At 43.4% G+C, this 20,568-nt stretch carries 16 protein-coding genes; 10 read left to right on the plus strand and 6 right to left on the minus strand.

From position 1 onward, the window contains the following. Positions 1-22 precede the first annotated feature (22 nt). The 3 genes from ACYVIL_RS13670 to ACYVIL_RS13680 are packed head-to-tail and all read left to right on the plus strand — an operon-like array spanning position 23 to position 3,808. Positions 23-859 carry a phosphate/phosphite/phosphonate ABC transporter substrate-binding protein gene (locus tag ACYVIL_RS13670; RefSeq protein ID WP_460312810.1) on the plus strand — a complete coding sequence of 279 codons (837 nt, stop codon included), beginning with the start codon at positions 23-25 and terminating at the stop codon, positions 857-859. Then, complete coding sequence (locus tag ACYVIL_RS13675; protein WP_460312811.1) at positions 859-2,520, plus strand: sensor histidine kinase; 1,662 nt, start codon at positions 859-861, stop codon at positions 2,518-2,520. Before ACYVIL_RS13670 ends, ACYVIL_RS13675 begins: the two co-directional genes overlap by 1 nt. Next, complete coding sequence (locus ACYVIL_RS13680) at positions 2,513-3,808, plus strand: HD domain-containing phosphohydrolase (protein WP_460312812.1); 1,296 nt, start codon at positions 2,513-2,515, stop codon at positions 3,806-3,808. Before ACYVIL_RS13675 ends, ACYVIL_RS13680 begins: the two co-directional genes overlap by 8 nt. On the opposite strand, the gene ACYVIL_RS13685 is transcribed toward ACYVIL_RS13680, so the two are convergent. Beyond that, complete coding sequence (locus ACYVIL_RS13685; protein WP_460312813.1) at positions 3,805-5,298, minus strand: sensor histidine kinase; 1,494 nt, start codon at positions 5,296-5,298, stop codon at positions 3,805-3,807. The two genes, ACYVIL_RS13680 and ACYVIL_RS13685, sit on opposite strands and share 4 nt — an antisense overlap. Further along, positions 5,295-5,843 carry a heme NO-binding domain-containing protein gene (locus tag ACYVIL_RS13690; RefSeq protein WP_303473285.1) on the minus strand — a complete coding sequence of 183 codons (549 nt, stop codon included), beginning with the start codon at positions 5,841-5,843 and terminating at the stop codon, positions 5,295-5,297. Before ACYVIL_RS13690 ends, ACYVIL_RS13685 begins: the two co-directional genes overlap by 4 nt. A gap of 453 nt (positions 5,844-6,296) precedes the next feature. Between ACYVIL_RS13690 and ACYVIL_RS13695 the strand changes: the two genes are divergently transcribed. From ACYVIL_RS13695 to ACYVIL_RS13715, 5 genes are all read left to right on the plus strand, one after another. After that, on the plus strand, positions 6,297-7,043 hold the full coding sequence (locus ACYVIL_RS13695) for an SDR family NAD(P)-dependent oxidoreductase (protein WP_303473287.1): 747 nt from the start codon (positions 6,297-6,299) through the stop codon (positions 7,041-7,043). A gap of 438 nt (positions 7,044-7,481) precedes the next feature. Beyond that, complete coding sequence (locus ACYVIL_RS13700) at positions 7,482-9,806, plus strand: chondroitinase-B domain-containing protein (protein ID WP_460312814.1); 2,325 nt, start codon at positions 7,482-7,484, stop codon at positions 9,804-9,806. Next, positions 9,803-10,048 carry a hypothetical protein gene (locus ACYVIL_RS13705; RefSeq protein WP_460312815.1) on the plus strand — a complete coding sequence of 82 codons (246 nt, stop codon included), beginning with the start codon at positions 9,803-9,805 and terminating at the stop codon, positions 10,046-10,048. The genes ACYVIL_RS13700 and ACYVIL_RS13705 overlap by 4 nt, the downstream gene beginning before the upstream one ends. Before the next feature lie 51 nt (positions 10,049-10,099). Then, positions 10,100-11,392, plus strand: coding sequence for an MFS transporter (locus ACYVIL_RS13710; protein WP_460312816.1), 1,293 nt, complete (start codon positions 10,100-10,102; stop codon positions 11,390-11,392). A gap of 111 nt (positions 11,393-11,503) precedes the next feature. After that, positions 11,504-12,535: a polysaccharide lyase family 7 protein gene (locus ACYVIL_RS13715; protein WP_460312817.1), complete on the plus strand. Its 1,032-nt coding sequence runs from the start codon at positions 11,504-11,506 to the stop codon at positions 12,533-12,535. A gap of 455 nt (positions 12,536-12,990) precedes the next feature. Here ACYVIL_RS13715 and ACYVIL_RS13720 read toward each other — a convergent pair whose 3' ends face one another. The 3 genes from ACYVIL_RS13720 to ACYVIL_RS13730 all read right to left on the minus strand — a co-directional run bounded on the left by ACYVIL_RS13720 (position 12,991) and on the right by ACYVIL_RS13730 (position 17,223). Continuing rightward, positions 12,991-14,466 (minus strand): polysaccharide lyase family 7 protein, encoded by a 1,476-nt coding sequence (locus ACYVIL_RS13720; protein ID WP_460312818.1) that lies wholly within the window; start codon positions 14,464-14,466, stop codon positions 12,991-12,993. A 1,394-nt stretch (positions 14,467-15,860) separates the two neighbouring features. Further along, positions 15,861-16,862 (minus strand): sugar kinase, encoded by a 1,002-nt coding sequence (locus ACYVIL_RS13725; RefSeq protein WP_460312819.1) that lies wholly within the window; start codon positions 16,860-16,862, stop codon positions 15,861-15,863. Positions 16,863-16,887: 25 nt separating this feature from the next. Further along, a complete protein-coding gene (locus ACYVIL_RS13730; protein WP_216050586.1) occupies positions 16,888-17,223 on the minus strand; it encodes a cupin domain-containing protein in 336 nt (111 codons plus the stop codon). Positions 17,224-17,495: 272 nt separating this feature from the next. On the opposite strand from ACYVIL_RS13730, the gene ACYVIL_RS13735 reads away from it, so the two are divergent. Then, the gene (locus tag ACYVIL_RS13735) at positions 17,496-18,227 is read left to right on the plus strand and encodes a FadR/GntR family transcriptional regulator (protein ID WP_303473306.1); all 732 of its coding nucleotides are present in this window, start codon (positions 17,496-17,498) and stop codon (positions 18,225-18,227) included. A 153-nt stretch (positions 18,228-18,380) separates the two neighbouring features. On the opposite strand, the gene ACYVIL_RS13740 is transcribed toward ACYVIL_RS13735, so the two are convergent. Beyond that, positions 18,381-18,611 carry a hypothetical protein gene (locus ACYVIL_RS13740; protein ID WP_460312821.1) on the minus strand — a complete coding sequence of 77 codons (231 nt, stop codon included), beginning with the start codon at positions 18,609-18,611 and terminating at the stop codon, positions 18,381-18,383. Between the two features lie 260 nt (positions 18,612-18,871). On the opposite strand from ACYVIL_RS13740, the gene ACYVIL_RS13745 reads away from it, so the two are divergent. Then, complete coding sequence (locus ACYVIL_RS13745) at positions 18,872-20,524, plus strand: ABC transporter ATP-binding protein (RefSeq protein ID WP_460312823.1); 1,653 nt, start codon at positions 18,872-18,874, stop codon at positions 20,522-20,524. Positions 20,525-20,568: the final 44 nt, after the last annotated feature.

The raw sequence follows: 20,568 nt of genomic DNA on the forward strand, positions 1-20,568 counted from the left end.
TTGATAAAAGATGAGGTGATTGATGTATAAATTAGCCCTATTGATTGGTTTGCTATTTGGTTTTTCGAGTGTTGTCGCGGCACAACAGAAAACCCTGACGTTTGGTATTGTTCCGCAACAATCCGCAAAACGTTTGGCTGAATTGTGGACCCCAATTTTTCACCACATTAGCCAACAAAGCGATGTCAATATTGTGTTTAGCACGGCCAAAGATATTCCGACCTTCGAAAAACGCCTCGAATCTGGGGATTATGATTTAGCTTATATGAATCCCTACCATTACATCTTTTATCAGCAAGTATCGGGCTATGATGCCTTAGCTAAACAAAGTAATAAAACTATCCAAGGGGTTATCGTTACCCATGCCGATAGCAACATAAAAACCATCCATGACCTAGTCGGTAGCCGTTTAGCTTTCCCCGCTCCGGCCGCTTTTGCAGCCACTTTATTGCCCCAAGCCGAACTAAATAACTTAGGTGTGGAATTTACGCCTATGTATGTGGGCTCACACGATTCTGTTTACTTAAATGTGTCCAGAGGCTTTTTCCCTGCGGGCGGTGGAATTCAACGCACCCTTAATAATATGGATGAAGAGATACAGGCTAGTTTAGTGACGATCTGGAAGAGTGCCAGGTATACCTCACATGCTATTGCCAGCCACCCAGATGTCGATGCTGCCACCAGGGTTAAGATCCAAGCCGCTTTAGTGAATATGAACAATAGTGAACACGGCAAAGTATTACTTAAAAACATTAACTTTAACGGTTTTGAAACCGCAACAGACAGCGATTGGGATGATGTAAGAGCACTTAACATCGAAGCGCTGTTCCACAACAAAGCAACTGGCACGGTGAATTAATGCACCTTTCTTTACGCAATAAAACCATTGTTAGCATTGCCGTCATTGAGGGTGTGCTGCTGGTTGCTTTGATATTTACAGCAATTAATTTTATGCGCAATACCCTCAATGAAAATTTAGTCAGCCGTTCATCAACTGTGGCTACCTTATTTGCAAGTACAACAAAAAATGCGGTGTTAACCTATGATCTCGCATCATTAGAAACCTACTGTGTAGAGCTATTAAGTAACCCTGATATTCTGTATGTAAGAGTGGTAAACACCGAAAATCAAGTCTTAGCCCAAGCCGGAGACAACAACTTGTTAGCCCGTCAATTTAACCAAGATATTGACGTTAGTAATGTCACTGATGGTGTTTTTGATAGCTTTGTAAATATAACCGAAGCAGAGCAACTTTACGGCCGGGTGGAATTGGGAGTAGATACATTAAACATCCAAGATTCTCTAGAAGTGATCAAGAAGTGGACAACCAGTATCGCAATCATCGAAATGGCACTCGTTGCTTTATTTTCATTCTTTTTGGGTAATTATTTAACCAGGCAGTTGGAAAGCTTACGTATTGCGGCGCGCAAAGTTTCGCAAAATGTTGAAAGCGGCTCATTTAATCAAGCCCAATTGCCAGTGAATGGTAAAGACGAACTTGCCGAGGTAACACGTGCATTCAATAAACTTGTTACCACCTTGGAGTATGAAAACTCCCGTAAACAGGCGTATCAGGATGAACTTGAAGAGCTTAATCGCACACTGGAGCAAAAAGTAGCCCAAAGAACCACGTTATTACATCAGCGAAATGATGAGTTGGAACAAATAAACCAAGAGTTGCAGGCTACCCAGAAACAACTCACTCAAGCGGCTAAAATGGCCTCAATTGGTCAACTTGCCGCAGGCGTGGCCCATGAAATTAACAATCCCATTGGTTTTGTGAAAAGCAATTTAAGCAGTCTCGAAGAATATATCGGTATTTATCGCAAAATCAGCGAGAACCTAGTGGCTGTTTACGGCAAAGGGCCTTCAGAATCATTAGAGTTGTCGAAACAAAATTTAATTGAAATTGTAAATAGTGAAGACTTAGCATTCATAAATGAAGATTCTAAAGATGTTCTTGTTGAGTCTGTTGAAGGTTTAGAGCGAGTGACCAACATCGTTAAAGATCTCAAGCAATTTTCACGGGCAGATGTTGAAGAGAAAAGTTGGTTAGATATAAACGAGTGTATTGAAAGTACGCTCAAAATGGTAAGCAATGAGCTTAAGTATCATTGTGACATTCAAAAAGATCTTTCTGAGGTACCCAAAATTAAGATTAATTTTGGCAAAATTAGCCAGGTGCTCACAAACTTGTTGATCAATGCAGGGCAAGCCATTCGTGACAACGGGCAAATTTCAATTTCCACTAAAGTAAAAGATCAACAAATCTTAATAGCGGTTAAAGACAATGGTTCGGGCATCCCCCCGGAAAACCTAAGTAAGCTGTTCGACCCATTTTTTACCACCAAAGATGTAGGCAAGGGCACAGGTTTAGGTTTATCCATATCCTATGGCATTATTCAAGAGCATGGAGGGGATATTACGGTAACCAGCAAGGTAAACAAAGGAAGCTGTTTCACCATAACCTTACCTATTTTAACCGATAACGAAAATCTGAAGAGCCCCCCAAATGAGTGAACAATTGTTAGACGCTGCTATTACCATGACGGTACTTTGTGTAGACGATGAAGTGAATATTCTCAAATCATTGAAGCGTTTATTGTACAAACAAAACTATCAACTGTTACTGGCTGAAAGTGGTGCCAAAGCCCTTGAAGTAATGGCCCAGAATAAGATCGATCTGATCATCTCTGATATGAAAATGCCCGGAATGTCGGGCGCGGAATTACTCCAGAAAGTGGCTGAATTAACGCCTGACTGTCATCGTATTTTATTAACCGGATATTCTGACATGGAGTCGACCATTGATGCAGTCAACAAGGGCAAAATCCATCGATATTTACAGAAACCTTGGAACAATGAAGAGATCATCCAAACCATTGAAGAGGGCTTGGAAAAGGTTAGGTTAAAAAATGAAAATAATCACTTACAAAAGTTAGTAAAAAAGCAAAATTGTCTGCTGAAAAAGCTTAATCAAAATTTAGAAGACAAAGTTAAACTGCGGACTAAGCAAATACAATTGGCCATGCAGCGAATTGAACACAACAACAGTGCCACACAAAAAGTGCTGTATAACATGATCAGTATTAACCCCAATTTAAGTGGTGGTTTTGCCAATAGCGTGAGTTTACTTGCGAGCCGCATTGCGGAAAAATTAGGGTTATCTCAACAGCAAATTAAAGATGTATCTTATGCTGCACTGTTGTGTGAAATGGGTTTGTTAGGTTTAGATTCAGCAATATATAGTCGTCCTTTCAAAGAGCTAAACTATAATCAACAGCAAGAGTTTCTGGAACAAATTAACATCGCAAAGTTAGTACTTGCTCCGGCCACTCATTTGCAAAATGTCTCTGATATTATTACTTGCCAATATGAAACCCTCAATGGCGCAGGGCCTAAAAAGCTGGAAGATGGCCAAATTCCTATGGGTGCAAAAATTTTAGCCGTCGCCAGAGATTATTGGCGTTTTAAAACAGCTCGAATCACTGCTCAAAAGCTAGATGACATTGCCTGCCTAATGGAAATGAAAAAGCTAAAAGGTTCACACTATGACCCCGTGGTTTTAGACATTTTGTTGGATAACGAAGATATTGTCTCCGATAAGTTTATTGACAATACGATTAGCACTGAGGAACTCAAGCCAGGAATGGTGTTGCGCAACAACATTCTCAATGATAAACACATATTAGTACTGCCAGAAGGACACACATTCAGTGATGTTACTATCACCAAGTTGATTCAATTTGAAAAAAGTCAGTCTCAAGCTCTTTCGTTGGTTGTTGAAGACAATGGAGAGGAGATTTAGTCGATTATCGGAAATTTTATATGAAAGGTTGTACCTAGGTTTAGCTGGGAATCTACGGTTACTTGCGCGCCGTGGGCTTCTAATATTGCATAGGAAACTGATAACCCTAACCCAGTGCCGATACCAACAGGTTTGGTTGTAAAGAAAGGGGTAAATAACTGGTTAACGGTTTCTTCGTCCATTCCGCAACCCGTATCTTGAATATGCACAACTACGCCTTCTTTAATATGCGTGTAATCGATGGTTAAAATTCCCCCCTTTTCCATTGCATGTGCTGCATTGACAAATAAATTAACAAATACCTGCTGTAATTGCCCAGAATTACCCAACACGGGTGGGCAGTCCCCAGAGATATTGTTTATTACCTTGTGTTCATACTTGAACATATTACCCGCTATTTTAAGGGCAGATTGGATACAATTATTTAATGATGTTGCTACTAAGGCTTCATCACCTGCGTGGGAAAATCCTTTCAGGTTATCGACGATTTCTTTTACTCTATCTAAGCCCTCAATATTTGATTTAAGGAGATCTTCGGAATCTTCTTCTATGTAATCAAGGTCTATTTTTTTACATATTTGTGAGAATTGGCTGGTATCCAGAGTATTCTGCTTGGTTAAGTTAGTCTGCACTTCTGAGGTTAGTTTTTTGTAGTCATGTAGATAATCTTGCAACACTTCTAAATTAGACCGAATAAAGGCAATGGGGTTGTTGATCTCATGGGCAACGCCGGCTGCCAATTGCCCTAAAGATGCCATTTTTTCAGACTGAATAAGTTGGCGGCGAGCTTTTTCGAGGCTACTTAATGAGTCTTGTAACTGTACATTACGTTGTAGAATTCTTATATCCGTTAAGCGCCTGCGAACCCCACTGACTAAGTGTTCTTTCGAGGTGTTTAATATCACTTCAAGATCTTGATTTAATTCAGCTTCTTGGCTTAAAAAGGCTAACCAACCGATTTTTTTACCTGACCAGGCAACATTGGTGTAGAAAATGGAATTTAACGGCGCGCTCTCATTGAGTTCGTTATTTTTAATTTCAGCGCTTCGCCACGATGCAAGCAGGTCATTATTGCTAACGGGGAGCAGATCCGTTACGAATTCCTTAATGGCGTTGTTTTCTTGCCATCCCTGCTCAGAAATCCAGACTTTGGGGGTTTTTTCAGTTAGCCATTGGCCTTCTTCACTGATGACAAAAAGACCATATCGGGCACAACAAAACTCGCCGGTTAAATCGACAATATTCGAAACCATCTCTCTTAAGGGAATTTCGGAGGCTACGGCGCTGGAGGTGTGGGCTAAGTATTCTAGTTCCAATTGCTTTTGTTCGGAACCTGCTAAGGCTGCTTTCAAAGACTGATTGGCTTCATAAATATCCAAGGAATACTTCTCTAGCTGATTCTCGGCCAGTTGCCTTGCCTTTTTCTCTCTCAAGGCTTTGCGTTCGAGAACGGAAACTCTTTTTTCCAGTTCTTCCTTAGACAGGGTCAAACTTTTACCACTTCCATTACGCAGCGGCTATCACCTTGATGCTGACATTCTGTCTGAGACACTTCCACTGTTTGCCCCGTATGTTCTGCTAAACCGTGCACAATGCCTTCGCAGAAATAGCATAAATTACGCGGTGACTGATAAAGAAAGGTTAAGGTGTTGGGCGTTTCACTTAGAAATTCGAATTCGGGCAATAAAGCATCGGGATTAAGTTTTTTCACTTCTACGTGGATAAAGTCTTGCACCGCATGTAAAAATTCAAAAACATCTTTAAAGTTATGAGCCCCAGCAGGAGCGGCATTAAGCAGCTCTTTAAATACCCATTTACCGAATGCAAACTGGGCATCTTTAGGGGAGATATTTTTTTGCTCAACTACCAGTCCAATGAGAGTAAACAGCTCTTCATCATCGTAAGTGCCTACCGTTGTGTAAATACCTTCACTGGACAGCTGGGCTTCGTCTAACAAGGTATCCCAAAACTCTTCTCCCCAAAGCTCTTCCACAAACTCATTGAACTTTACAAAAACAATACCTTTCACAGCCATTCCTTCAATCAGACAATTAACACTTACGGCATTTTAAAAACCTACTTATGAATATAGATTGAAACCCTAAAATGATCCTATTTCAATACTGCTTTAGTCGCACAGCACACTAAATAATGGCTATTCCACTGTCACTGAATCAAATTTAATGTGTCTTACAGTACTTGAATTTAGTGCCTTAATTCCGATGACTCGACTAAAATGCTATTTGAACTATAGTTTAAATTAAAACCAATGGTTAATTTTGGTTAGTGCTTTTGGTAATCACAAGTTTGAATTCTTGGTTGATAATGAAATTCTGCTTAGTTACTTTAATTTAACATATGCGGCGGCAACCGCTTTGTTTATATAAGTTGAGAAGCTTACCTAAGCCTAAGTTTTTCGACGATACAACTTAATAATTGCAACGTTTTTACTGGTATAAACTAAATTTTTACTCTTGGAGAATAACGAATGTCAATGACAGGTAAAGTAGCTATTGTAGCTGGCGGTGGTAGAGATATCGGAGCAGCGTGTGCGGTTGAGTTAGCATCTAGAGGGGCAAGTGTTTTGATCACCTATCACGCAAGTGCCACAAGAGCACAAGAAACGGTGGCTAAAATTACTGAAGCGGGTGGAAAAGCGGTTGCACTTCAAGCTGACTTAACTGAACAAAGCAGTGTCGACAAAACCATTAATACGGCGTTAGATGAATTTGGCGCTATTGATTGCCTAGTGCATGTATCAGGCGGCCTGGTTGATCGTAAAAAAATTACTGAGATGGACCTAGCCCACTGGAAATATGTATTAGACGTTAACCTAACATCGTTGTTTTTAATGTCTCAAGCCGTTATTCCTCACATGAAGCCTGGTAGCACTATCGTGACATTCTCGTCCCAAGCGGCTCGCGACGGTGGCGGCGGTGGCGCTATCCCTTACGCGACCTCTAAAGGGGCAGTATCCACCTTTACACGGGGATTAGCGAAAGAACTTGGGCCTGATATCCGGGTTAATTCGGTGTGTCCGGGCATGATATCTACCGGTTTCCACGATACGTTTACCCCTGATGCGGTTCGTACCAATGTTGCTGGAGCAACTTGTATCAAGCGTGAAGGTACCTCGGAAGAAGTGGCTAAATTAGTAGGCTTTTTGGCAGATGACGACTCATCTTACATGACAGGTAATAACGTTGATATAAACGGTGGTTTACTGTTCTCATAACCAACACGGGTTAGGATCTTGCGAATGCATCATTAGCGACATTTTGCTAGCAGATTGCAAATCATATGGATGACGTAGTGAAATTAATCACTAAAGTGGAAAATGGGTCTCATTAAATGGGGCCCATTTTTTTAAAAGTTAAACTTGTTTAAAAACAATAGAATAGTATTTGGTATTACCAATAGAGGTATTATTGGTAATAATAAATGTTAATGTGTGGTTGACACAATGTTGTGAAATTGGTTACATTGTCTTTACGATATTCATTACTTTAATTATTGCAATTCAAAGCCTAAGCTTATTTGAGCATAAGTAATAGTGTCAGTAACAAATAATTGATGTATGGTTTCTACAACATGCATTGCCAACCAGGGTTCTGCGTACGAATAGTACTTACAGAGTTCTACTTATTTTTAAAATGGAATTAGGTCGTGTTGAATGTTTGCTAAAAATTTCTCTTTTCCCCGTATCGTTGCACTTACCATGGTGGTGTCCGTTGTAGGTTGTAGCGCGTCTTCTCAAAATGCTGAAAATAGCAGCAAACCAACTAGCCAGATGGCATCAGCAAAGATGCTAAAAACCGCAGATGGCATTTTAATTAACGACCAACAGCAATTTTCACAAGCCGCAGCCTCATTACAACCTGGCGACACCCTTATTTTAGCCGACAAAGAATGGAAAGATTTTGAAATTCTTTTGAAAGGCAAGGGGACGGCTGAGAAACCTATTACCCTTAAAGCGTCAACCAAAGGGAAAGTCATTTTAACTGGCCTTTCCAATTTACGTTTATCAGGTGAATATTTAGTTGTTGAAGGACTGGTATTCAAAGACGGCTACAGTCCTACTGGTGAAGTGATTTCATTCCGCGAAGACGCTGACACCCTCGCTAATCACTCTCGGGTAACGGAAGTCGTTATTGACGGATTTAGCAATACAGACAAATTTAACTCAGATAAGTGGGTGGTGTTATACGGTAAAAATAACCGTTTTGACCATAGCCATTTAGAAGGTAAAAACAACGCTGGTGTAACCATGGCGGTTAGATTAAATAGCGAAGCCAGCCAACAAAACAACCACCGCATTGACCACAACTATTTTGGGCCTCGACCTATTCTAGGCTCTAACGGTGGCGAAACCTTGCGTATTGGTACCAGTAAATATTCCTTAAGTGACTCTCTAACCGTTGTTGAAAATAACTACTTCGAACGCTGCAATGGTGAAGTTGAAATTATTTCCAATAAGTCTGGCAAAAACAAATTCCTCAACAACGTATTTTGGGAAAGCCGCGGCACTTTAACCTTGCGTCATGGCAACGGTAATTTAGTTGAAGGCAACGTATTCTTCGGAAATGGTAAAGACCATACTGGAGGTATTCGCGTAATCAATGCTGATCAAACAATCCGTAACAATTACATGGAAGGCTTAACCGGTATTCGTTTTGGCGGTGGTTTTACTATTTTAAACGGTGTGCCTAATTCATCTATCAATCGCTATCATCAAGTTAAAAATGCCATCATCGAAAACAACACCATTGTGAATGTCGACAACATCAACTTAGCCGGTGGAAGTGATGCAGAGCGCACTGCAACGCCAATTGATAGCAGCTTTTCAAATAACTTAATAATCAATGCAGACGGTAGTAACCCGTTCAAGATATTTGATGATGTTTCTGGTATTACTTTTGCCAACAATATCGCCAGCCAAAGCCCTCAAGATGAAATTGCTTCGGGTTTCTCCATTGAAAAAAGTGATCTTAAACGAGGTGCTAACGGCTTACTGCAAAGTGCAAGTGCACAACAAGCCAATGTGGGTGCAGCCGCCTCCCTAGAGCCAATTTCAAAAGACCAAACCGGAGTAAGCTGGTATCCCAAAGCGGATGCGCCAGTGGAATTTGATTCCGGGGACGTGGTCAATGTTTCTTCAGCCCAAGAGTTGATGAAAACCATTGCCGGGGTAGATGACGGTACGGTTATTTTGCTTGCACCAGGTAACTATGATCTAAACAAACAATTACAAGTTAAATCTGTAGTAACCCTTAAAGCCGCAACGCCTCGTTCAGTTACACTTTATCCCATGCGCTCGTTAACTTTCGAGATAGAAGATGGCGGTAGCTTAAAATTAGACGGGCTGAATATCTCTGGTGTTAAAACCCCAGATAATGCCGGTAATGTACTTATTCGTAATACCAAATTACCAACTCTGCATAACTACAAATTAACCATCGACAATACCCATTTTAGCGACTTAAACGTTAATCATTCGGCCCATGTATTTGATTCAGGTTACCGCAGCATGGCGGAGAACTTGGTGATCACCAATAGTGTGTTCAAGAATATAACCGGTGATGTTTTGCGCTTAGACAAAGAGCAGGATGACTTGGGGATTTATAACGCTGAATATATCACCATCAAAAATTCAAGCTTCGTCAATATTGAAGGAGCGGTGGCCAAAGTGTATCGAGGCGGTACAGATGAAAGTACTTTCGGTCCGCACTTTAGAATGACGGATAGCAAAGTTGAAAATGTGGGTGCTGGAAAACGCAATAAAACAGGTTCGTCTATCTTCTTGTTAGGGGTTCAGCAAACTCTGCTTGAAGGAAATGAATTTATTCAGAATAAGGTGATCACCATTGACCATACTGTCGGTGAGCCTCGCACCCAAATATTGAACAATAAGTTTGTGAACACGCCTTTACCTGTCGTCACTGAAACCTTTGCCGGCGGCCCTTCTACTGCAGTCGTGGTAGGAAATGTTTCACAATGAAATGGGCGCAAACGCTTCTCGTCATTCTGATCTTTAGCCCAATGGGTTATGGGTCAGAATACTTGCAACAAGTTAATAAGCAAGTTGAAGCGATGCCAGCGACGACACTGAAATCTAGTTTGTCTGCAGCAGGCGATAGCGCGCATCACCATGGCAATATGCAATTCTGGGTTGGATTAGAAATGCATAGTGAATACCAGAATAGTTTGTACAAAATAAAAAGCGCGATTCAGCAATCGTAATAAAAACGTGAAGAATAATATTCGAAGCATCAGGTATAGGTAAATATAAACATGAAGAATTTAAGATGGTGGGTGATTGCTCTCGTTGCATTAGCAACGGTAGTTAACTATATCGACAGACAATCCTTAAGCGTGCTCTGGCCATTCATGGGTAAAGAAATTTATCCAGAGAAAACTGATGCTGAGCTCAAAGAAGTATACGGCATTATCAGTATTGTCTTCTTATTCTCGTATGCCTTTGGTCAGGCACTATTTGGTAAGATATTCGATTGGGTGGGGACACGAATGGGATTCGTATTATCCATCGGTATCTGGTCATTGGCCACCATCATGCATGCTTTTGCCCAAGGCATCTTAACCTTCAGTATCTTCAGGTCGATTCTGGGTATTTCTGAGGCGGGTAACTGGCCAGGTGCGGCTAAAGCCAACGCGGAGTGGTTTCCAACCCGTGAAAGAGCGTTAGCCCAGGGGATATTCAACTCAGGTGCTGCCATTGGTGGTATTGTGTCTATTCCTCTAATTGCCTATCTTGCTTTGTTTTTTAGTTGGCAAGCGATTTTTGTCATCGTTGGTTGTACTGGTTTGTTGTGGCTAATTCCTTGGTTGATCGTTGTCAAATCGCCACCGGGTTCTCACTCTTGGATCACCGAAGAAGAGCGCGAATACATTCTTACGGGTCAGAAAAATGAAGTGAAATGTGAAAATGGCAACACTGCGCCAGAGTACACGCCTACTACAGGTCAGTTATTATCCCATAAACAAAGCTGGGGGGTGATTATCGCCACTGCAGCAATCGACCCAATTTGGTGGTTGTTTATTGTCTGGATCCCCACTTATTTAGTTGAAGTTTATCAAATGGACGTTAAGGGCTTAGCTATTTACGGTTGGGTACCTTACGTTGGCGCGATGTTGGGCGCTTGGTTTGGTGGTTTACTTGCGCAAAACCGTCTTAAAGCCGGTTGGACAGTGAATAAAACCAGAAAACTGGTTATTTCCATGGGCTGCTTAATTATGTTGCCGGCGTTGTTAATGTTATCTGATCCGGGTGGAGAAGTGGCGGCCGTTCTGATTATGGCAACCATACTGTTTGGATTCCAAACCTCCATTGGTAATGTTCAAACTCTGCCAAGTGACTTGTTTGGTGGTAAATCTGTTGGAACCTTGTCAGGTTTCGCTGGGATGGCTGCAAAATTGGCCGCCGGTGTATTGATTTACTTGGTACCTTCACTAACCGCTGATGGTAACTACACTGTGGTATTTGTGATAGGTGCAGCCTTGGCTATTATCGCTATGGCAAGTATTTGGTTCTTATGTCCTAAAATAGCCCCTGTGGAAGCAAAATAAGCATCTAGATTTGGGGTCGAAGTTGCGCCTTGGGAGCCACAGGTTCCTAAGGCGAGTGTTTTTGAAATTCGTAGTTTATGAATTTCGTAGTATTAGCCTGGGGAGAGTACAATGTTAAGGTTAATTAATTCTTGGTGTGGTTCTCTTTCTGGACGATTATCTTTTACCAAAACGCTATTTTTTATCACGCCTTTGGCCGTTGGCTTGACCTCGGCATCAACTAGCTATGCAGAGCAAACAGACCAGCAAAGTTACATACCAGCGTCTCATAGAGACTTGGCTGACGGCGTTTTACTTGGTAATTTAGACGCCCTTGACGCCAGCAAAAAGCCAAGTGAAAACTTTGACTTGTTAGATTGGACATTGACCTTACCCACTGATCTTAACAAAGACAAAAAAGCCGATATTATCTACGAAAAACCCTTAAGTGATGGCTTTGAGCTAAAACCACTGTTTTATACCGCTGAAGACGGGGGCATGGTGTTCGCTTGTCCAAATGTTGGCGCTAAAACCTCCAAAAATACCAAATATGCCCGAACTGAACTCCGTGAAATGCTTAGACGAGGCAACGCTTCTATCAAAACCCAAGGTATTACCGAAAATAACTGGGTGTTTAGCGCAGCCCACGGCTCGGTTAAGCGCAAAGCTGGTGCCATTGAGGGTAGTTTAGAGGCCACCTTGGCAGTTAATCGTGTGTCAACGACCGGTGATGAGAAAAAGGTAGGGCGGGTGATTATCGGCCAGATCCATGCAACTGATGACGAGCCGATTCGCCTCTACTATCGCAAACTGCCGAATAATTCCAAAGGCGTAGTTTACTTCGCTCATGAAATTAACGACGGGGATGACCAGTGGGTGAACTTTATTGGCACTCGCTCCCATACTCTTGCAGACCCAGAAGACGGCATCTCGTTAAATGAAAAATTTAGCTATAAGATCACCGTCGAAAACAACATTTTATTTGTCACCTTGATCCGTCAAGGTAAACCCAATATCACAAAATCTTTTGATATGACTGACAGTGGCTATCATAAAAATAACCAATACATGTATTTCAAAGCCGGTGTATACAACCAAAACAACAGCGGTAACCCAAAAGACTACGTCCAAGCCACCTTCTATCACCTAGACAACCAGCATTAACATACCCGTAGCATGGCCTTCAGGCCATGGGGCTCTCTCGGGGCTAAAGCCGCCGACTACAGGTGGAACCTCCTGTAGCATGGTCTTTAGGCCATGGGGCTCTCTCGGGGCTAAAGCCACCGACTACAGGTGGCACGCCCTGTAGCATGGTCTTCAGGCCATGGGATATTGATACCCTCTCTCGGGGCTAAAGCCGCCGACTACAGGTGGCACGCCCTGTAGCATGGTCTTTAGGCCATGGGATTTTCCATGTGATTTTGATACCCCTCTCTCGGGGCTAAAGCACCCGACTACAGGTGGCACCTCCTGTAGCATGGTCTTTAGGCCATGGGGTTTTGAACGGGGATTTTCCATGGGATATTGATACCCTCTCTTTCAGGGCTAAAGCCACCGACTACAGGGCGGTATTTCAATTATATGCGCGGGCCCGAAACGCCCGCCGACCGGTTTATCCTTTATTCGCTGGCGCTATACCCTGTGTGGCTGTTCTTAATTTCGTAAAAGGTTGCTTGGGCATATTCGTCAGGATCACTTGAATTGTTCAGATGATAAACGCCAACTTTGAAATAATGATATTGGCCGTCTTCATCATACATACTTTCGCTCATATCGTAATTTGCCACCAGATCGCTCTTTCCTTCGCGGCTAATGGTCACCGTTAGCAAATTCACATTAACACTAATGTGGTAACTAAACTTTTCATCCAATGCAATGCCGTCCGCCGGATTGCTTGCTGAATTGCTCCTTGAACCTATCATCTCTACATAGGTTTCAATAGTGTCGCCGTCACTGTCTAATTCACGACTTTCATGGGCGAAATAAATTGAACCCAGGTTATTTCCCGGAAGTTTGCGATAATACAAACGAACAGGTTCATCATCGTTGGCATGTATTTGCCCAATGACCACACGTCCAATTTGATAATCTTCCCCAGTAGTAGTGACCTTGTTGACGGCCAAGGTTACTCGTAAATCGCCGTCTACCCCGCCCGCATTGGCTTGGCCCTCGGCTGAAGCACTAGCAAACACCCAGTTGTTCTTGTTTACACCTTGAGTGCTAATCGAGCGGTCACCTCTGCGCAGCATTTCACGCAACTCTACACGCACATAGTTGGTATTTTGCGAGGTCTTAAAACCGTAACTTGGGGAGCGCATAACGATGCCGTTATCCTCTGAGGCATAAAAAAATTCAGAGTTGGTGTAGCCGGCTGCCAGTTCTGTCTCGAAAATCGAGTCGGAGGTGCCACTATTATCTTCATCTGTGGGTACACTTAGATACCAGTCTAACAAATCGATACCAACTTCATTGGGAAGAATATCCGCATACTCGCCCGTGGCTTCTGCACAGCTATGTACCTGTACTTCAACGATGCTATTAAAGGTATTTTCACTATTTCCCATGCCGATAATCTTGATAAATCGTGCATCTGATTCTTCTAAACTTACTAATTCGAAGCCGCTGTGAGTGCCTGTGGATTCGGCATTTTCTAGTACATCAGTAAAGGTAGCATTGTCTAGTGTAGTACTGGCTGAGGTAGCCACAGAAAAACTGGCGGTACGCTGATTACCTTTGTACCACTTAATTGTTAAAGCCCTTACGTCTTTGCTGGTGCCTAAATCAAGTATCAACTCTTTGTCTATTCCATCGCTAGACCATCTGGATTCTGGCGTAGTTAGGCCGTCTATAGCGTTACTCGGCGGGTAGCCTGGATCAAAACTGCCGTCATCAGTTGCAGAAGTTACAGCGTATGTTTCATTTACACAGATCTCAGGTTCAGGTTCTGGCTCGACGACAACAGGAGGGATCACCGGTGTTGTTGCGGTGCTGCCACCTCCACCGCCGCAAGCGCTGAGCACGGCAGTTAAAAGTAAGACCAACGAAAACCGCGATTTTTGACTGTGTTTGTAGTCAAGCATCCAACTAAGAAACATACTTTCCCCTTACCAAATGTAAAATTATTGTTATCTCAATTAAGGGATTATATGTGTAAAAATTGGCAACTCCAATAGTAATGTCATACCAATTGTGGTTTTTGGTTAGATTTATTTGGTTAACCAAGAATCGACCGGTTTTGTAGCATGGCCTTTAGGCCATGGGTTTCAGGCCATGGGATTTAAACGGGGCTCTCTTTCGGGGCTAAAGCCACCGACTACAGGTGGCATGTCCTGTGGCATGGTCTTTAGACCATGGATTTCAGGCCATGGGATTTAAACGGGGCTCTCTTTCAGGGCTAAAGCCACCGACTACAGGTGGCATGTCCTGTAGCATGGTCTTTAGGCCATGGGATTTAAACGGGCTTTCTCTCGGGGCTAAAGCCACCGACTACAGGTGGAACGTTCTGTAGCATGGCCTTTAGGCCATGGGGTTTGAACGGGGCTCTCTCTCGGGGCTAAAGCCACCGACTACAGGTAGAGTCCTGTAGCATGGCCTTTAGGCCATGGGTTTCAGGCCATGGGGTTTGAACGGGGCTTTCTCTCGGGGCTAAAGCCACCGACTACAGGTGTCACGTCCTGTAGCATGGTCTTCAGGCCATGGGTTTCAGGCCATGGGTTTTCAATGGGGCTCTCTCGGGGCTAAAGCCACCGACTACAGGTGGAACGTCCTGTAGCATGGTCTTTAGGCCATGGATTTTCAATGGGGCTCTTTCGGGGCTAAAGCCACCGACTACAGGTGGCACGGCCTGTAGCATGGCCTTTAGGCCATGGGGTTTGAATAGGCTCTCTCTCGGGGCTAAAGCCACCGACTACAGGTGGAACGTTCTGTAGCATGGTCTTTAGGCCATGGGATTTGAACGGGGCTTTCTTTCGGGGCTAAAGCCACCGACTACAGGTGGCACGTTCTGTAGCATGGTCTTTAGGCCATGGGGTTTGAATGGGGCTCTCCCTCGGGGCTAAAGCCGCCGACTACAGGTGGAACGCTCTGTAGCATGGCCTTTTGGCCATGGGGTTTGAACGGGACTTTCTCTCGGGGCTAAAGCCACCGACTACAGGTGGAGCGTCCTGTAGCATGGCCTTTAGGCCATGGGTTTCAGGCCATGGGATTTAAACGGGGCTCTTTCGGGGCTAAAGCCGTCGACTACAGGTGGTACGTCCTGTAGCACGGTCTTTAGGCCATGGGTTTCAGGCCATGGGGTTTAAACGGGGCTCTCTCGGGGCTAAAGCCACCGACTACAGGTGGTACGCCCTGTAGCATGGTCTTTAGGCCATGGGTTTTCCATGGGGCTCTCTCGGGGCTAAAGCCGCCGACTACAGGTGGCACGTCCTGTAGCATGGTCTTTAGGCCATGGGGTTTGAACGGGGCTTTCTTTCGGGGCTAAAGCCGCCGACTACAGGTTTGGTAATTGATAAGACTGCCAGAATGATTCAAACAGGTCTCTAGGCATGATAGCACCAGGGGTTTCTATTACTTTGCTTGCTGCCGCGCTCGCAGCTAGTGCGGAAGTTTTCAGATCGAAACCAGATACCCGTGCACCAAGATAAACACCATTGAAGGCGTCACCTGCGGAGGTTGTATCAACTACATTGTCATTGGCCACGATGGGGACAATTTCTCGTCCTTGCTCATTAACAATAATGACATTTTTTTCGCCCTGCTTCATAACTAGCTCTTTGGGCGAATACTGCATGCACAAGCCAATGCACTCTTCCACGTCGTCGACACCGTAAAGCTTATCAAAATCATCCACACCAGGAAGCAGTACATCTGCCATCTGGAAGGCTTTTTCAATATTCATCTTTGCAATATCAGGCGAACGCCAAAGTTGAGGGCGATAGTTCGGATCGAACACAATCAATACGCCGGCTTGCTGCATTTCTTCTAGTTTCTGCCAGAACAAAGCTCTTTCTTCATCTAACAATATGGCTAAACTAATGCCTGAAAAGAAAAACATGCCTGCTTTATTTAATGCCATGGATTGTTCTGATGACAACGCACTGATCATGCGTTTAGCAGCAGAGTCGCTACGCCAATAAATAAAAGAGCGCTCACCAAAATCATCAGTAATGACCATATAACTGCCAATATGATGGCTGGTGATTTTCGGAAGAAACCCAGTACTGATACCTTCACCGTCTAATCGACTGATCAATTCACTACTGAGTCTATCGGTTCCTAAGCACGACATAAATTCGATATCTTGCTCAGGAAACGCCCGCTTTAAATAGACACAAGAATTATATAAATCACCTGCAAAAGACTTTCCAAGCTCATTATCGCTCTTGTTTACCAACTCAAGCATACACTCGCCTGCAAATACTAGCGGCCCGCTTAGTTTACTAAAAAAATCCACTGTCGGGTTATCGCTGGTATTTTCATTCTGATATGTCATTCATTGGTTCTCTAATTAATTAATTTTACAAGAAGTCTTCACGCAAAGGACTGAATACATCGATAAGGATACCAGCCTTTTTACAAACTGCACCATGATCTGCATGAGGAAGCATAAAAAAGCAATCGCCAGCTTTCAACAATTGTTTTTCTTCACCCACTTGTACTTCAAATTCTCCGCTCTCAATATAAGTAACTTGAGAGTGAGGATGGGCGTGAACATAACCAATCGCATTATCGTCAAACCAGATTTTCGCCATCATAATTTGGTCATTGTAACCCATTAATTGACGCTTCATGCCATTACCAATATCTTCAATTGGCTGCTTGTCACCGTAAATAAACGCTTCGCTGTGTGTCATATATTTTCCCCAAGTTAATTTATGCTGATATCTAATCAATATAACCTAATATTGTCAACCATTATCGCCCGTTGTTGTTACCAATTTAAATTTTATTGGTAATAATCTTGGGGAGGTGTATGCTATCCTCATTACCTTAGTTGTTAAGCAAGTGTAAATATCAAAAATGGTTTGTCGTAATAAGTATTAGTACAAACCTAGGTATAAGTAAATCAAACGAAAAAGCGAAATAATAATACTAAAGCTGTTGTGTTTGGGTGAGAGGATTATAGATGAAAAATCGTCGTATGTTTTGGCAGATAGTCGAAAAAATCGAAGCATTAATTGATTCCGGGAAATATCCACCGGGAAGTCGATTACCACCCGAACGAGAATTAGCTGAAACCTTTAACGTTAGTCGTCCTACAATCCGCGAAGCCATTATAGCCTTAGAAGTACGCGAACGAGTTGACGTGAAAACCAGCTCTGGGGTTTACGTACTGGAAAATCCGCAAACCGACGAACCTGAAATCAAAGTTAGTGCCTTTGAATTAACCCAAGCAAGAGCATTAGTGGAAGGCGAGGCTGCTGCGTTGGCCGCGGCGTCTATTACAGAGCAAGAACTTGCCGATTTAGAAGGGACATTAGTTGCCATGGAAAAGGGGGTTCATCCAGAAAAGGCAGACCGCGAATTCCATTTGATTATTTCTAAAGCCACTCGCAACAACGCGGTATGCTTAGCGGTTGAAAAATTCTGGCAATTACGAGATTCAGAACCCGACATAGTCAATGTATATAAAAACGTGTGTAACCGCAGCGACAGCGATCGTTTAGAAGAACATCGTAAAATATACACCGCCTTGAAAAATCACGATTCAGCCGAAGCAAGACAGGCAATGCATTACCACTTCAACCGATTGATCAACACGCTGTTCGAAATAAGCGAAGCCAAAGCCTTAGAAGAAGTGCGCAAACAATCCACCCAAACCCGCGATTTATATTCATTAAACCATTTAGTCGAATAGGCATTTAATCTGTAGCATGGCCTTTAGGCCATGGGCAGTGAAGGTCAATTATCCCCTCGGGCCCTGTAGCATGGCCTTTAGGCCATGAAAGGTATGGACGACCATGAATTATCATAATTTTCAATATTGTCTTTTCGGGGCTAAAGCCGCCGACTACAGGGTGACCGCGCATGGATTTTTCCTCGGTCCCTGTAGCATGGTCTTTAGGCCATGGGCTCTCTCGGGGCTAAAGCCGCCGACTACAGGGTGACCGTGCATGGTTTTTTCCTCGAGCCCTGTAGCATGGTCTTTAGGCCATGAAAGGTAAGGACGACCATGAATTATCATAATTTTCAATATTGTCTTTTCGGGGCTAAAGCCGCCGACTACAGGGGGACCGTGCATGGTTTTTTCCTCGAGCCCTGTAGCATGGTCTTTAGGCCATGGGTTTATCATGGGGTTTTGATACCCCTCTCTCGGGGCTAAAGCCGCCGACTACAGGGTGACCGTGCATGGCTCTCTCGGGGCTAAAGCCACCGACTACAGGCCTTGGATTTACACTCACCTCTCCGCTTGGGGTTTATTTTCAATCCCTGCTGTTCATCGTTCACTAAAATAAGGTAGAGTAGATGCCAATACTCGATTGTTCCTAACCTACTCATTCAATGTCATTTTTATCGCTATTTAAACTACTCCGCTATCATAAAACCGCATTGTGTCTTGCTGTGCTGTTGATGCTTGCAGAAAGTCTGATAAGCCTGAGTATCCCTTATTTTATCGGCCAGTTTTCAATGAGTATCTTGGATCAAGAAAATGCATTTGGCTGGTCAATAGGTCAAATATGCTTGGCTTGGGTTGCCTTAATTATCTTGCAAGCGGTATTGCGCTTTGAATCAACCTTTCGCACCAATATCGTCGGCGCTCAAGTATTAAACGACCTAAGTTGCCGGCTTTACGACCACGTACAAATGTTGCCAATGGCCTATTTTAGCAACCGTAAAAAGGGCGAAATTCTATCTCTCATCAGTAATGACGCCAATGTGCTCAGCTATTTCTTATCCGGCGTGTTAACAGGGCTAGTCCCCGCGGCGCTAATAGTGATAGGTGCAATCATTATGATGGCCAATATCAATTTGAGCATCGCCTTGATAATCGTGGTCACGGTGCCAGTATTTTTAATCACCATAAAAATTGTTGGTAAAACCATCCGCCCTATTTCGGAGCAGGTTATAAAACACCAGGCCGGTGCCATTGCCATCGCCACTGAAAACTTTGGCTCTATGCAATTGGTGAAAGCCTTTAATCGCCAAAGTATTGAGTCGAAAAAATTCCGCAAAAATGCCAAGCAGGTACTCGATCTGCGAACCCGTTTACTGCGCATTCAAGCGCTCATTTCCCCGCTTATTCAAATGATTATATCAATTGGTATTGTCTTCATCGTTGTAGTGAGCGCGTTGCACTATCAATCAGGCGAGCTCACCATTCCCAATCTAATCACCTTGCTGATGTATGGCTTAGTGTTTGCCAAGCCCATGAGTACTTTTGCCGGGTTATACGGTCAGCTACAGCAGGCTAGGGGCTCTTCTACACGTATTCTAGAGGTATTTAATGTATCCCCTGAGTCAGATGATAAAGCCGAATTCGACCTGTCTTGCCAAAGGGGCGATATCGAGTTTAATGGTGTTTCTTTTGCGTATCAGCCTGACAGTCCCATTTTAAAAAGCGTCGATGCACGCTTTGACAGCGCTAGTGTGAGTATCATTCTGGGGCCAAACGGCGCGGGTAAAACCAGTTTAATTCACTTACTCATGCGGTTTATGGAACCTCAAACCGGCAACATCTTAATTGATAACCAGGCTATTGCCGATTGCAGCCTAGTGTCTTTGCGCAAGGCAATTGGCTTAGTGTCGCAAGATATCGCCTTATGTGACGGCAACATTTTAGACAATATTGCCTATGGCTTGCCCCAAGCCAGTGAAGAAGAGATTATTGAAGCTGCGAAACTTGCCGGTGCAGATAGCTTTATTACCGATTTGAAAGCCGGCTACTACACCAAAGTGGGTGAAAACGGTGTACTCCTTTCCGGTGGACAACGACAGCGTATTTCCTTGGCGCGTGCCTTAGTGATTAACCCACAAATTTTGCTGTTTGATGAACCCACGTCTTTTACCGATGACGCCGGAAAATTGGAATTTTCTAGGCTTCTAGGGGAGTCATTAAAAGACAAAACCATTATAATTGTGACTCACGACCAACAACTGTGTGAAGTGGCAGACAAAGTCTATAAACTAGAACAAGGTTCTCTGGCGCAGGTGTAAACCAAGCTCTAGAATTGAGACAGTAACTTTACCTAGATGAATAA

The sequence above is a fragment of the Aliiglaciecola aliphaticivorans genome, from assembly GCF_054782055.1.

Bases quoted from the DNA above. Each gene is read 5' to 3' on its own strand.
- ACYVIL_RS13715 (WP_460312817.1), top strand. From the start codon at position 11,504: ATGTTAAGGTTAATTAATTCTTGGTGTGGTTCTCTTTCTGGACGATTA.
- ACYVIL_RS13745 (WP_460312823.1), top strand. From the start codon at position 18,872: ATGTCATTTTTATCGCTATTTAAACTACTCCGCTATCATAAAACCGCA.
- ACYVIL_RS13690 (WP_303473285.1), bottom strand. From the start codon at position 5,843: ATGGCTGTGAAAGGTATTGTTTTTGTAAAGTTCAATGAGTTTGTGGAA.
- ACYVIL_RS13725 (WP_460312819.1), bottom strand. From the start codon at position 16,862: ATGACATATCAGAATGAAAATACCAGCGATAACCCGACAGTGGATTTT.
- ACYVIL_RS13740 (WP_460312821.1), bottom strand. From the start codon at position 18,611: ATGCACGGTCCCCCTGTAGTCGGCGGCTTTAGCCCCGAAAAGACAATA.
- ACYVIL_RS13680 (WP_460312812.1), top strand. From the start codon at position 2,513: ATGAGTGAACAATTGTTAGACGCTGCTATTACCATGACGGTACTTTGT.
- ACYVIL_RS13695 (WP_303473287.1), top strand. From the start codon at position 6,297: ATGTCAATGACAGGTAAAGTAGCTATTGTAGCTGGCGGTGGTAGAGAT.
- ACYVIL_RS13710 (WP_460312816.1), top strand. From the start codon at position 10,100: ATGAAGAATTTAAGATGGTGGGTGATTGCTCTCGTTGCATTAGCAACG.
- ACYVIL_RS13720 (WP_460312818.1), bottom strand. From the start codon at position 14,466: ATGTTTCTTAGTTGGATGCTTGACTACAAACACAGTCAAAAATCGCGG.
- ACYVIL_RS13675 (WP_460312811.1), top strand. From the start codon at position 859: ATGCACCTTTCTTTACGCAATAAAACCATTGTTAGCATTGCCGTCATT.
- ACYVIL_RS13670 (WP_460312810.1), top strand. From the start codon at position 23: ATGTATAAATTAGCCCTATTGATTGGTTTGCTATTTGGTTTTTCGAGT.
- ACYVIL_RS13735 (WP_303473306.1), top strand. From the start codon at position 17,496: ATGAAAAATCGTCGTATGTTTTGGCAGATAGTCGAAAAAATCGAAGCA.
- ACYVIL_RS13700 (WP_460312814.1), top strand. From the start codon at position 7,482: ATGTTTGCTAAAAATTTCTCTTTTCCCCGTATCGTTGCACTTACCATG.
- ACYVIL_RS13730 (WP_216050586.1), bottom strand. From the start codon at position 17,223: ATGACACACAGCGAAGCGTTTATTTACGGTGACAAGCAGCCAATTGAA.
- ACYVIL_RS13705 (WP_460312815.1), top strand. From the start codon at position 9,803: ATGAAATGGGCGCAAACGCTTCTCGTCATTCTGATCTTTAGCCCAATG.